This window comes from Spirosoma sp. KNUC1025 (genome assembly GCF_045160025.1).
Lineage (GTDB): Bacteria > Bacteroidota > Bacteroidia > Cytophagales > Spirosomataceae > Spirosoma.
Map to the genome: position 1 here is coordinate 6,044,504 of NZ_CP087139.1, position 13,691 is coordinate 6,058,194.

General features: G+C 50.4%; 9 protein-coding genes. 8 read left to right on the forward strand and 1 reads right to left on the reverse strand.

Annotation, left to right across the window (positions count from 1 at the left end; genetic code table 11):
- Window positions 1–119 precede the first annotated feature (119 nt).
- On the reverse strand, window positions 120–1,424 hold the full coding sequence (locus tag LN737_RS26450) for a pyridoxal phosphate-dependent aminotransferase family protein (RefSeq protein WP_405513566.1): 1,305 nt from the start codon (window positions 1,422–1,424) through the stop codon (window positions 120–122).
- Between the two features lie 216 nt (window positions 1,425–1,640).
- Here LN737_RS26450 and accC point away from each other — a divergent pair, with 216 nt between their 5' ends.
- The 8 genes from accC to LN737_RS26490 all read left to right on the forward strand — a co-directional run bounded on the left by accC (window position 1,641) and on the right by LN737_RS26490 (window position 13,681).
- Window positions 1,641–3,131 (forward strand): acetyl-CoA carboxylase biotin carboxylase subunit, encoded by a 1,491-nt coding sequence (accC, locus tag LN737_RS26455; protein ID WP_405513568.1) that lies wholly within the window; start codon window positions 1,641–1,643, stop codon window positions 3,129–3,131.
- Between the two features lie 182 nt (window positions 3,132–3,313).
- Complete coding sequence (locus LN737_RS26460; RefSeq protein WP_405513570.1) at window positions 3,314–3,931, forward strand: RNA polymerase sigma-70 factor; 618 nt, start codon at window positions 3,314–3,316, stop codon at window positions 3,929–3,931.
- Window positions 3,932–4,012: 81 nt separating this feature from the next.
- Entirely contained in the window at window positions 4,013–4,999 is a 987-nt protein-coding gene (locus tag LN737_RS26465) for a FecR domain-containing protein (protein WP_405513572.1), read from the forward strand.
- Between the two features lie 11 nt (window positions 5,000–5,010).
- Entirely contained in the window at window positions 5,011–8,523 is a 3,513-nt protein-coding gene (locus LN737_RS26470; RefSeq protein ID WP_405513574.1) for a SusC/RagA family TonB-linked outer membrane protein, read from the forward strand.
- Window positions 8,524–8,560: 37 nt separating this feature from the next.
- Window positions 8,561–8,860: a hypothetical protein gene (locus tag LN737_RS26475; RefSeq protein WP_405513576.1), complete on the forward strand. Its 300-nt coding sequence runs from the start codon at window positions 8,561–8,563 to the stop codon at window positions 8,858–8,860.
- Window positions 8,749–10,098, forward strand: a complete 1,350-nt coding sequence (locus LN737_RS26480; RefSeq protein ID WP_405513578.1) for a RagB/SusD family nutrient uptake outer membrane protein — start codon at window positions 8,749–8,751, stop codon at window positions 10,096–10,098. The genes LN737_RS26475 and LN737_RS26480 overlap by 112 nt, the downstream gene beginning before the upstream one ends.
- Before the next feature lie 122 nt (window positions 10,099–10,220).
- The gene (locus LN737_RS26485) at window positions 10,221–11,435 is read left to right on the forward strand and encodes a VCBS repeat-containing protein (protein WP_405513580.1); all 1,215 of its coding nucleotides are present in this window, start codon (window positions 10,221–10,223) and stop codon (window positions 11,433–11,435) included.
- A gap of 2 nt (window positions 11,436–11,437) precedes the next feature.
- Window positions 11,438–13,681 (forward strand): FG-GAP-like repeat-containing protein, encoded by a 2,244-nt coding sequence (locus LN737_RS26490; protein ID WP_405513581.1) that lies wholly within the window; start codon window positions 11,438–11,440, stop codon window positions 13,679–13,681.
- The last annotated feature ends 10 nt before the right edge of the window (window positions 13,682–13,691 follow it).

The window sequence follows — 13,691 nt, forward strand, 5'->3', positions numbered from 1 at the left end:
AAAAAATGCCCAAATTCCGCTAAAAACGCGGTTTTCGGCTGAAATTTACTCATTCTCTCATACAGCGCAATAGCTAAGACAAAAAAATAGCTAAAAAATGCAATTTTTTGGCAAAAACCCTACTCAGTGGCTGCTTCGGCCGATACTTCCAGCGTTTTTTGGGTCACTGGCGGTACAAATTGCCGATAGGCACCAAGCTTGATACGCTCACCCATTTTTGAAAACGCATTCAGCGTATATTCTACATCTTCCAGCGAATGAGCAGCGGTTGGTATAATACGCAGCATAATTGTTCCTTTCGGCACCACGGGATACACAACAATCGAGCAGAACACGCCCATATTTTCGCGCATATCCATCGTCAGGGCTGCCACTTCCGGAACGCCCCCTTCGAGGTTGTGCAGGAATACGGGCGTAACGGGCGATTGCGTATCACCGATATCGAAGCCGCGCTCACGCAGGCCGCTTTGAAGCGCACGTACGTTCTCCCAAAGTTTGTCACGGAACTCCGACGAATTCCGGATCAGTTCGAGCCGCTTCAGGCCACCCACTACGTAAGGCATGGGCAATGCTTTAGCGTACGTCTGCGACCGCATATTGTACTTCAGGTACATGATAATGTCGTGGTCGGCGGCAATGAACGCACCGATGGCGGCCATCGACTTGGCAAACGTAGAGAAATACAGGTCGATGCCGTCCTGGCAACCCAGCGCTTCGCCAACACCTGCACCCGTCGCGCCCATCGTACCGAAGCCGTGCGCATCGTCGACCAGTAGGCGGAAGTCATATTTTTTCTTGAGCGCAACTACTTGATCGAGGCTACCCACTTTACCCGACATGCCAAAAACGCCTTCCGTAATAACGAGGATACTTCCTCCTTTTTCGGCCGCTTTTTTGGTAGCCCGCTGAAGGTTTTTCTCCAGGCTCTCCATATCGTTGTGGTTGAACTTGTAGTATTCGCCCATTTTTGCTTTATGCAACCGGATGCCATCGATCAGGCAGGCATGACATTCCGCATCATAAACGATTACGTCCCGATGGTCGACGATGGCTTCAATGGCCGACATAACGCCTTGGTAGCCATAGTTGAGCAGAAATGCATCTTCTTTGCCCACAAACTGGGCCAGTTCTTTTTCAAACCGTTCGTGAAGATCACTATTCCCCGACATCATCCGGGCACCCATCGGGTAGGCCAGTCCCCATTGCGCCGACGCTTCGGCATCTACTTTCCGAACCTCAGGATGATTGGCTAAACCAAGGTAATTGTTCAGACTCCAGTTCAGAACCTCTTTCCCCTGAAAGCGCATGTGCGGCCCCAGTTCGCCCTCAAGTTTGGGGAATGCGAAGTAATGGTGACCATTGAACTCCCGGGCTGGTGAACCAATGGGCCCCAGGTTATTACGCAGTTTCTCAAATAAATCCACTTTTTATTGGTGTTTATCAGACCAAAGCCTTGTTTTTTTATATGCTAAGTGCAAAAATACGGTTAACTTTTGGTAGCACAAACTCATACCGAAAAATTCAATTTGATAATCGTTTCGTATTATTGGTCATTGGAGATTAGTCATGGGCCATTAGTGGCTGGAGATTTTGCTCTAATAACCCATGGCTAATCCCTAATGACCATCAACCATTGACCAATGACTATCAATAAAATTCTTGTTGCCAACCGGGGCGAAATCGCGCTGCGAATCATGCGTACTGCCCGCGAAATGGGTATTCAAACCGTAGCTATCTACTCCGAAGCCGACCGCAACGCGCTCCACGTACGGTATGCCGATGAAGCGGTTTGTGTTGGCCCCCCCTCTTCGGAATCTTACCTGCGTGCCGACGTAATTATTGATATATGCAGGCAATTACAGGTCGATGCCATTCATCCAGGCTATGGGTTCCTGTCGGAGAATGCCAACTTTGCCCGATTGGTTCGCGAAGCAGGTTTAATTTTTATTGGCCCATCGCCCGAAAGCATCGAAGTCATGGGTAGCAAACTGGCTGCTAAAGCCGCTGTTTCCCACTATAATATCCCGATGGTACCGGGTACGCCTTCGGCCATTACCGACCGTAACGAAGCCAAAGTCATTTCCGCACAGATCGGCTATCCTATTTTAATCAAGGCCAGTGCAGGCGGGGGCGGTAAAGGGATGCGCGTCGTGGAGAACGAAGCTGATTTTGATGAACAGATGGACCGGGCTGTGAGCGAAGCCCAATCGGCCTTTGGCGATGGATCGGTGTTCATTGAGAAATATGTTACGTCGCCCCGCCACGTTGAAATTCAGGTCCTTGGCGATCAGCACGGTAACATTATCCACCTGTTTGAGCGGGAGTGTTCGGTGCAGCGACGACACCAGAAAGTCGTTGAAGAAGCTCCGTCGGCCATTTTAACCCCAGAGATTCGGCAGGCCATGGGCAGTGCCGCCGTCGACGTAGCACGCGCCTGTGGCTACTACGGTGCAGGTACCGTTGAGTTTATTGTAAATGACAAACTCGACTTCTACTTTCTGGAGATGAATACCCGCCTTCAGGTAGAACACCCCGTTACGGAACAGATTACGGGCGTAGACCTGGTCAAGCAAATGATTTACATTGCCGAAGGGAAGCCCCTGACGATCCGGCAGGAAGATTTACAGATCAAAGGTCATGCCGTTGAGGTGCGGGTGTATGCCGAAGATCCGGCCAATAACTTCCTGCCTGATGTTGGTACGCTCGATACGTATGTTCGGCCGCAGGGCAACGGAGTTCGGGTCGATGACGGGTTTGAGCAGGGGATGGCTATTCCTATATATTATGACCCAATGATTGCCAAGCTTATTACGTATGGCGACAGTCGTGATGAAGCGATTCAGAAAATGATCCGTGCCATCGATGAATATCAGATTACGGGCGTACAGACGACCTTACCTTTCTGCCGATTTGTGATGGAGCATGACGCGTTTCGTTCCGGCCAGTTCGACACGAGTTTTGTCAGCAGGTATTTCACACCCGAGAAACTTATTCCAGAACCTACGGCGAAAGAAACCGAACTGGCCGCCGTTCTGGCTGCTTATTTACTGGAGCACACCCGGCCGAAACAGAGTGGCACAACAGCGGCAGCCGTAAGGCAAAGTAAATGGAAGACTAACCGGCTGTCGTAGGAGCCTGAAGAAATGGTCGCTGCAACACTTGGTTAATTTTACGCGTATATTGAGTAGTTTTAATCCTATATTCTCTAATAAACTTCACAATAGGTAGTCATATAAGCAAAAATATTATGTAATTTGCTTGACGATACGGACTACTATTTATTAACGTAGTAAAGCCGCTTTCCTTCCTTTGTATGCGTATCCGAAGATTACCTACTCCTCTGCACCAAGACTCGGAAACGGATCTCACGTTACGCCTGAAAACAGGCGATGAAAAAGCCTTTGAGGAAATTTTCTTACGGTACTACAAGCACCTGTACTCCATCGGGCTGAAATTTTTAAAGAACCCCGACCTTGCCGAAGATGCCGTCCAGGACATTTTTCTGAAACTTTGGGACCACCGCGATGCCCTGAATGAAGCGTATTCGATCAAAAATTTTCTGTCGGTGGCCATGAAAAATCACGTATTGAACGTAATACGCGATCATCACGCAGCTATCTGGGAATACTTTTCGGCCGACTCCGAAGAACTCATTGGCGAGGATACCACTTCCAATACGTACCAACTTCAGGAATACGGCGCTATTCTGGAACAGGGACTTAAGCAACTCCCGCCCCAACGGGAGAAAATTTTCCGCCTGCGCGTGTTCAGCGGCATGAACAACGAACAGATAGCTCAGCAACTGTCAATTTCGGTCAATACGGTCAAATTTCAGTTTTCTCAGGCGACCAAGTTTATCAAGGATTATCTGGGCAAGCATGCCGATCTTGAAAATGCGCTGCTCTCGTTGTGCTGTCTGCTCCTTTTTTAATTTTTTTTCTTAGATCGATCATACTTTCCCCATCGCTTTGTGTATCTAATTAGGAGTAGTTCTAACTATCCCTAATTGCTGATGGATACACAACTTCTACAGAAGTATTTACGGAATGAGTGCACATCAGAGGAAGCTCGTATGGTACTGGCTTATCTGGCAACGAGCGATGGGCAACATCAGCTACAGGATTTGCTGGCCGTTGAGCTTGCCGGTCTTCACCAATTACCGCTTGAAGCCGATGAGCGACTGAATGCCCAGCGGCTCTTCAACAGAATTCAGTCTGGCAAAAAAGGTGGTCCGAACGTAATCTCGGCTGACAGCTGGATGGGTCGGCGATGGCACTGGATGGCTGCGGCTACGGTTAGCTTACTTCTACTGGCTACCGGGATATGGTGGACGTATCAGCGAAACGACACCCCTACTTTAATTAGCCTTCATACTGATTTTGGCCAGATCCGACGCATAACCCTGCCCGATCAGTCAGTTGTCACGATGAATGGCAATACGTCCATTCGCTACTCAGATCACTGGCTGTCCAACAAACCCCGCGAAGTGTGGGTCAATGGCGAAGCTTTTTTCGAGGTCGTTCATACCCAGAATCACCAGCCTTTTCGGGTGAATCTGCCCGACCGGATGAATGTAGAAGTGTTGGGTACGCGCTTCAACGTCTACACCCGTGCGTCGGCCACGAAGGTCGTTTTGAACGAAGGACGTATCGAAATGCGGGTAGCCGACAACCCAAACAATCATCTGGAAATGAAGCCCGGTGAAATGTTTTTCGCAGATTCGAAAGCCAAAATTTTTTACAAAAAAACGGTAGATGCTCAGGCGCAGTCATCCTGGCGAACAGACAAACTGGTTTTCAACGGCACCACGCTGGCCGAAATCGCTACGCTGCTGAAAGAGACCTACGGACTGGATATCGAAATCCGAAACCGAAAATTAGTCCAGCAGAAATTTTCCGGCACTATCCCCAGCCAAAATGCTGAAACGATTCTGAAGGGTTTATCCAGCCTCTTCGATTTAACCATAACCCAGAAAAATAAACACGTAATAATTGAGTAAACCCGATCCATATGAAACGACTGTTATTCTTGTTATTAAATGCGATGCTGGTCGGAACCTTACCGACTCAGGCTCAATTGCTGGCGTCGAACACACGCCATTCCACTCAGCAGAAAACCGAACGTAACATCCTGACACTCAAGGCAGCCTTAACTGAGTTGGAAAAGCAATACCACGTATCGTTCATTTACCGCACCGATCAGGTCGACACAAAAGTCACCCTGATTAACCGCCGGGGCTGGTCAGTTGAAGATGCTCTGGCTAACCTCCTGACTGACACCGGCTTGAAGTTTGAGAAAATCCAGAACAACTTCTACGTAATTGTTCCGACCAGGGACACCGAAAAGCCGTTTTCCCAAAAAATCAATCAGCTCGAAACCAAGAGATTCGACTTTCAGGCAAACAGCGAATCGGGCTCACCAGAACTAAACCTCGCTAAACTGGAACGCACAGGCTACTCCCTTTTGGCGACCGATCGCCCCCTGGCCGACATCCGGGGTAAAGTTTCGGATGCCAATGGCGTGGGTATACCCGGCGTTAGTGTGGTTATTAAAGGCACCTCGCGCGGTACAACCACCAATGTACAGGGGGATTACACCATCAATGCGCCATCGGATGCGGTGCTGGTTTTCAGCTTTGTCGGCTATCTGTCGAAAGAAGTTTCGGTCAATGGGCAAAGCCTGCTTAATGTTTCGCTCGATCAGGATGAACGAGCACTGGAAGAGGTGATCGTTGTGGGGTATGGTACGCAGAAACGGGCGTCGGTAACGGGCGCTGTTTCGTCGGTAACACCGAAAGATTTGACAGCTTTACCGGTCATCAGCGCGGAGCAGGCCTTGCAGGGTCGCGTACCGGGCGTTCGGGTGGTGAACAACGGTAGCCCCGGTCAGGCACCCATCGTACGGATTCGGGGCGTAGGCTCGATCAACTTTGCATCCGGGCCGCTTTACGTAATCGACGGCATTCCTTCGGGCGACCTCAACAACCTCGACCCCAAAGACATCGAATCGCTGGAGGTGCTGAAAGATGCCAGTTCAGCCGCTATTTACGGCTCGCGGGCGTCAAACGGCGTCGTCATTATCACCACCAAACGGGGTTCGAAAGATGGCCGACTGCATGTGAGTTTCGATACGTATGTTGGTTCGCAAAGCGCCTGGAAAAAACTGGACCTGCTCAACACCCAGCAGTATATTCAGTATGCAACAGCGCTGGATGGTAATGCGGGTATCGCACTCCCAACCCGGCTCAGCAACCTGAATACGCCTATCTACGACGGAGCTACGCAGACCTTCGCACAAACCAATACCGACTGGCAAAGTGTGATGTTCCGCACGGCACCCATCCAGCAGCACCAGATTTCGGTATCGGGAGGCAACGAGAAATCGCGCTTTTTCGCATCGGCTGGCTATTTCGATCAGGAAGGAATTCTGATTGGTACCAATTACAAGCGGGGTAATGTTCGTCTGAACTCCGACCACCAGATTACCAAAGCCATTTCCTTCGGGCAAACGCTGATGCTTTCGTACGATAAGATGCGGGGTGAGCAGGGTTTTGGTGGTGGCCGTACGGCCGTGATGCAAACCATCCGGAATTTACCGTACTGGCCCGTTATGGACCCCACGAAACCCGGTGGTTATAGCTCACCAACGGCTGCCGACGGCTCGGACCCCGACAACCCGGTACGTATCGCGATCATGGACCAGAGCTATTCGCAACGTATCAAATTACTCGGAACGCTGTATACAGAGATCAAGCTGACCAGTTTTCTGAAATATCGCTTCAGCTTCGGGGCCGATATCGTTACGACGCTGGCGAACGACATTTTCCCGATTTATAACGATGGCTACAAAAGCCGGACACAGCAGCAGCTAAACGATAACCGCACCTCGTATTATTCGCCAATCCTGACCAACCAGCTGACGTTCGATAAAACGTTTGGAAAACATGCCCTGAACGTAACGGCCGTAGCTGAAAAGCAATCGTTCCGCAGCTCTACACTCAGCGCTACCGGCTACCGGCCCAACAACGATATCGAAGTGTTGCAGGGGATTTCAAACCCTGGCGTATCGAGCAACCTGCAGGAAAGCAGCCTTATTTCGTACGTAGGCCGGGTTAATTACGATTACGGCGGTAAATACCTGCTGAGCGCTTCAGTACGTCGCGATGGCTCCTCACGCTTTGCTCCGGGCAACAAATGGGGTACGTTCCCATCGGCATCGATTGGCTGGCGGATCAGCGAAGAGTCGTTCATGAAGTCGATGCGTAATATTTCTGAACTGAAAATCCGGGCCAGCTACGGTGAAACCGGCTTTAACGGCATTGGTAACTACGCCTGGCAATCGCTGGTACAGGCCGACAACACCAACTACATTTTCGGTAGCGCCAAATCGCTGGGGTCTTACTTCAATGCACTCGGCAATACCGATCTGAAGTGGGAAACGACCAAAATGACCAACGTAGGTATCGATCTGGGCCTGTTTAGCAACAAACTGACCTTTACGGCTGAAGCCTACAACCGGCTAACCGATGGACTGCTGCTGAACGTACCGATTCCAAATTCCATCGGTTACGCATCGGCGCCACTGGCCAATATTGGCAGCATGAAAAACTGGGGGTACGAATTTCAGGTGGGCTATAATCAGAGTGTTGGTGCGTTCCGCTGGAATGTGTCGGGAAATATCGACATTACCCGCAACCGAATCCTGAGCTTAGCCACCCCAAGCGCCACGATCTATTCGGGTCTGAATCAGGACTTTGGCGGGTATGACATTACGAAGACAGAAGCCGGTCAGCCCATTCAGTCGTTCTATGGCTGGCAGGTAGATGGTATTTTCAAATCGGTCGACGAAGTATACAGCGCTCCCCGGCAGAACCGCCCTGATACGCGCGAAGCTCATGACCCAACGAAAAATACATCGGCGGGCGACATCCGGTTCAAGGATTTGAATGGTGATGGTAAAATTGATGCCAGCGACCGGACGTACCTGGGTAGTTACATTCCGAAGTTCAGCTACGGATTAAACTTTGGTGCCAACTTCAAAAACTTCGACCTGACGCTGTATTTACAGGGTGTGCAGGGCAACAAAATCTACAATGGCACGAAAGTCATTGAGCAGGGCATGTTGCGGCTGTTCAACGCAGGCACCGACGTACTGAACGCCTGGACGCCGACAAACATGAATACCAACGTACCACGCGCTGTTAGCGGTGACCCGAACAACAACAGCCGTACCTCCGATCGGTTCATTGAAAGCGGCTCTTACATGCGTGTGAAAAACCTCAGCATTGGCTACACCATTCCGGCTGATGTGCTGGGTCGCGTCACCAAAAACACGCTGAGTAAAGTACGCGTCTACGTATCGGCAACCAACCTGCTGACGTTCACTAAATACACAGGGCTTGATCCGGAAATCGGCGTTAACGGAAACTCCGGCGATACCAGCAAACTGCTGACAAATGGCATTGATTACGGTCAGTATCCGCAGCCTCGTACGTTGTTGGTGGGCTTGAACTTTGGTTTTTAAACGAAATTCCAGTACTCATTCTTAATAGATTAGTCTAATGAAAAAAAGTTTTTTAATCACTGGGATATTATTTCTGGGGCTTATCTCCGGCTGTAAGGAAGAGTTGGATAAGACCAACCCAAACGGCGTAACCGTTGATAATTTCTACAAAAACGGAACGGAACTGACAAGTGCGGTAACGGCTGTGTATGCATCGGCCAAATCCAACTTCCTGACCTCACGGGAATGGTTCTTTCTGCACGATTTACGGAGCGACGACGTATCGTCGGGGGCGGGCAGCTCGAGACGCCCCGCAACCAACTATTGCTGGGTAGCCACGACCCCAGTAATGCCGTAATGGGCAACGTCTGGACGGGCTATTACCGGCTCATTCACCGGGCAAATGCGTCTATCGATTTGTCGACAAAAATCAGCGATATGCCAGCCGAAACAAAGAACCGGTTGCTGGCAGAGGCCAGATTTTTACGTGCCTGGGCTTACTTCGATCTGGTGGCGATGTGGGGTGGTGTTCCACTTTACAAAAACTACGTAACGTCGGTAGAAGGCTCATTACCACGCTCATCTGAAAAAGAAGTGTACGACTTTATTGTGGCTGATCTCAAAGCGGCTCAGGAAGCCTTACCTACTACCTACGATGCGTCTAGTTTTGGGCGGGCAACGAAAGGCGCGGCTCAGATGCTGCTGGCCCGCGTATACCTGCAACAGGCTGATTATACGAACGCAAAAGCGGAGCTACAGAAAATAATTGCATCGGGGGTATATAGCCTGGTGGATGAATTTACGGATAATTTTCTGGAGGAGACAGAATTCAACAAAGAGTCGATCTGGGAAATTAATTTCTATCCGTCGGGTGGCAACTACAACTGGGATGCCGATGGTAATGGCGCTACGGCGGGAACCGAAACCGTACGGACTCAGGAGTATTCGGGTATTGGCTGGCGCAACATTATTCCATCGAACAGTCTGTTAAATGAATTTGAAAAAACCGACAAAGGTGATGCCAAGACCGATCCACGGTACGCCAAATCCTTTTACTTCACGGGCGACAAATACAACAACGGTGCGGCTACGCTGACCGATGCCATTCAGAACGGAAACTCATCGGTGGTAGGCGGCAAAACCATGAAAGTAAGCTGGCGGAAATTCTCGCTGATGTACAAAACCGATCAGTCATTCCTGACAGGCGGTATCAATCAGCGGATTATGCGCTATGCCGAAACGTTGCTGGCCATGGCTGAATGTGAAAACGAACTGGGGAATACGGCTTCAGCGATTAGCTATCTGAACCAGGTGCGTGCCCGCAAGAGCGTTGCTATGCCTGCTTACCCAACCGCTACGTACCCTGTCGGTACGAAAGATCAGGTGTTCGATGCCATTGTCCACGAACGGCGCGTTGAACTGGGTGGCGAAGAAATCCGTAACCGCGACATTCTGCGCTGGCGGAAAGCCAATAAGCTCAAAGTAGAGCCGCTTACCTATTTCCAGAAAGGCAAGCATGAGTTATTGCCGATTCCCCAAACGGAGATAGACAACAACCCGAAAGTTGAGCAGACTGACCAGAACCCGGGCTATTAACAGCTGCTCTCCGAACCGAGCTGATCGTTAAGGCAAGGTCGTAGCATTTAATAAAAGCGAAGGATAGCATTATTTCTCAGCTATCCTTCGCTTTTTAAGTTTGAAGTAGTGTCCGAAAAATTATGAGTCGAATTTACGTTTTCTGGTACGGCGTGTTTTTGGGATTAAGTCTTCTTACAGCCTGCCAACAGTCGGCAACAACCCGTTTTGAGGCTATTTCGTCCAGCCAGACTGGTGTTACGTTTGCGAATACGCTTACCCAGACCGACAAGCTCAACGCCTTTACATTCACCAATTTCTACAACGGTGGTGGTGTGGGCGTTGGTGATGTGAACAACGACGGAAAACCCGATATCTTCTTCGGTGGCAATCAGGTAAGCAGCCGACTGTATTTAAACCGAATAGATTCAACCACAAATAGCTGGAAATTCGAGGACATAACGGAATCGGCGGGCGTCTCCACAAATCGCTGGTGTACGGGCATTTCTATGGTTGACCTGAACGGCGACGGCTGGCTGGATATTTATGTCAGTGTGGCCAAACATCCGGGTATGCCACAGTCGGCCAATCTGTTGTTCATAAACCAGGGGCTGAAAAACGGAAAGCCATTTTTTAAAGAAATGGCGGCTGAGTACGGACTGGCTGATGACTCATATACTTCGCAAACCGCTTTTTTCGACTATGATCTGGATGGAGATTTAGACGCCTATCTGCTCAATACGGCGCCTGATCTGCAAAATCCTAATATTCTCCGACAGACCTACAACGACGGCAGTTACCCAAGCACGGGCAAGTTGTATCGAAACGAAGGTGTTGGCGCTCAGGGGCATCCGGTTTTTACCAACATCTCAAAACAGGCAGGAATCGTGTACGAAGGTCTGGGGCTGGGCCTGGCTATCAGCGACCTCAATAAAGATGGCTATCCCGACATCTACTGCTCGAATGATTTTATCAGCAGCGATATTCTTTACCTGAACAATGGCAAACAGACTACCAACGGCGCAGCATTTACCAACGTAATCCGGCAGGCAACAGCCCACACAAGCCTGTATGGCATGGGCGTCGACGTAGCGGACTTCAACAACGACGGCCTTCCGGATATTTTCCAGCTCGATATGCTGCCGGAAGAAAACGCCCGCCAGAAAAAAATGCTCGCCGGGCAAGACTACGACCGTAAGGAACTCAGCATTGCCGCCCCGTATCATTACCAGATGCAGTACATGCGGAATTCGCTGCAGCTAAATCTGGGCGTGGAGCGCGGAGCAGGGAGCAGGGAGGCTGATATAAACAATCCTACTCCCGGCACCTTGCCCCCTGCCCCCTCTTTTCCGAAATAGGCTTGCTGGCTGGTGTTGCCAAAACAGACTGGAGCTGGTCGGCCTTGTTTGGCGATTACGACAATGACGGTCGTAAGGATTTATTCATTACCAATGGCTATCGGCGCGACGTAACGGATCGCGATTTTATTCAGTTTACAGAAGAGTTCTCCGGCTTTGGCACCACTGAATTTCAGAAAGACAAGCGGGAAGAGCTTATGCAGAAAGTGCCAGAAGTGCAGGTACCCAACTACGCCTATCACAACAGCGGGGACTTGTCCTTTACCGACGTATCGAAGGAATGGGGCCTGGCCTCACTTTCGTATTCGAACGGGGCCGCTTACGCTGATCTGGATAATGACGGTGATCTCGACCTGATGGTGAATAACATTGATTCCGAAGCTTTTATTTACCGCAACAACAGTCGGCAACAGGCTCCGGCTCATTACGTTTCGGTGCGGTTTGAAGGGGCAAAAGGCAACCGGCAGGGTATTGGCGCGAAAGCAACGATCTGGGCTGGTGGCCAGATGCAATACGCTGAATTATCCGTTGTTCGGGGCTTTCAGTCGTCCGTAGAGCCAGTGCTCCATTTCGGACTCGGCAAGGCGAGTCAAATCGATTCGATACGGGTCGAATGGCCGGGAGGGGCATCGGAAACCCGTTATAAGCTACGGGCCGACCAACGCCTGCTATTTCACTCAGCAAGCGCCCAAACGAAAGTTGTAAAGCCGGCTAATAAACCAATGTCGGCTTTATTTACCAACGTCCCCTCACCCGTTACGCCAGTCTTTCAGCACCAATCTTCCGGTTTCGTTGATTTCAAACAAACGGCAGCCCTGCACAAGATGCTGTCGCGAAGTAGTCTTGCGCTGGCATCGGGAGATATCAATGGTGATGGCCTGGATGATTGTTTTGTAGGCGGTACGTATCGGGGCAGTAAAGCCTGCTTTCTCCAGCAAACCGCACAAGGTAACTTTATTCAAAAACCGATTCCGGCTCATACCGACCATGACGATACAGCCGCTTTACTCTTCGACGCCGACGGCGATAAAGATCTGGATTTATACGTAGTGAGCGGGGGCTGTCAGCGGCCTGTTTCGGACAAAGCGTTTTATCAGGATCAACTGTATCTTAACAACGGTCGTGGTGATTTCAGTGCTGCTCCAGCCAACGCCTTACCCGACGTATCGGGAAGTGGTTCCTGCATAATAGCCACCGATTTCGACCGCGACGGTGATCCTGACCTGTTCATAGGTGGCCGACTGATTCCCGGCAAATATCCCCTACCCGCCCGTAGCTATCTCCTCCGAAACGACCGGCTAAATGGCTCCGCTCGATTTACGGACGTAACGGCACAGGTCTGTCCGTGGCTGCAACAGGCTGGCCTCGTTTGCAGCGCCCTCTGGACCGATTTCAACAAAGATGGCTGGCCGGATCTGATGCTCGCTGGCGAATGGATGCCGATCACCCTATTGCAAAATACGGCCGGAAAACACTTCAATCAGCCAGTTATTCAGTCGTTCAAACAGTCGTCTGGCTGGTGGAACGGTCTGGCGCAGGGCGATTTTGATAACGATGGCGATATGGATTATATCGCTGGGAACGAAGGCTTGAACACGTTGTATCGGGCCACTGAAAAGGAACCGGTGCAGATGCTGGCGAAAGATTTCAACAACGACGGTACGTTCGATCCGCTTATGGGCTATTTCATAAAAGGCGTATGTTATCCGGCCGTTCCACGCGATGCGCTCAATCAGCAGGTTATCCAATACCGGCGCAAGTATCAGCATTATGCCGATTATGCACAGGTTACGTTCGCGGACTTGTTTACAGAAGAGGAGCGAAAGGGAGCTTATCAAGCCAAAGCAACGTATCTGCAAAGCGCCTACATTGAGAATCTGGGGAACGGTCAGTTCAGCATGACACCGCTACCCCATCTGGCCCAGCAAGCTCCCCTATACGGGATTGTGCCCTACGATTTTAATCAGGACGGAAACCTGGATGTCGTTCTGAGTGGGAATTTTTACCCCAACGAAGTCAACATGGGTCGGCAGGATGCTTCTGTTGGTTTATTACTTCTTGGCGACGGGCATGGCCACTTCCGGGTGGTGCTTCCCCAGCAAAGTGGTTTGCTGATAACCGGCGACGCCCGAACATCGGTATTGATGTCGGGCCCACATTCAGAAAAGCTCGTACTGACCGCCGTAAACAACCAGAGCGTACGCGTGAATCGGTATCTGAAACCAAACAGGAAACCAGCCTTTTAAGGCAATCTAC

Coding starts and splice junctions, on each gene's coding strand:
- LN737_RS26465 (WP_405513572.1), top strand. CDS start 4,013: ATGGATACACAACTTCTACAGAAGTATTTACGGAATGAGTGCACATCA.
- LN737_RS26485 (WP_405513580.1), top strand. CDS start 10,221: ATGAGTCGAATTTACGTTTTCTGGTACGGCGTGTTTTTGGGATTAAGT.
- LN737_RS26475 (WP_405513576.1), top strand. CDS start 8,561: ATGAAAAAAAGTTTTTTAATCACTGGGATATTATTTCTGGGGCTTATC.
- LN737_RS26460 (WP_405513570.1), top strand. CDS start 3,314: ATGCGTATCCGAAGATTACCTACTCCTCTGCACCAAGACTCGGAAACG.
- LN737_RS26470 (WP_405513574.1), top strand. CDS start 5,011: ATGAAACGACTGTTATTCTTGTTATTAAATGCGATGCTGGTCGGAACC.
- accC (WP_405513568.1), top strand. CDS start 1,641: ATGACTATCAATAAAATTCTTGTTGCCAACCGGGGCGAAATCGCGCTG.
- LN737_RS26480 (WP_405513578.1), top strand. CDS start 8,749: ATGGTTCTTTCTGCACGATTTACGGAGCGACGACGTATCGTCGGGGGC.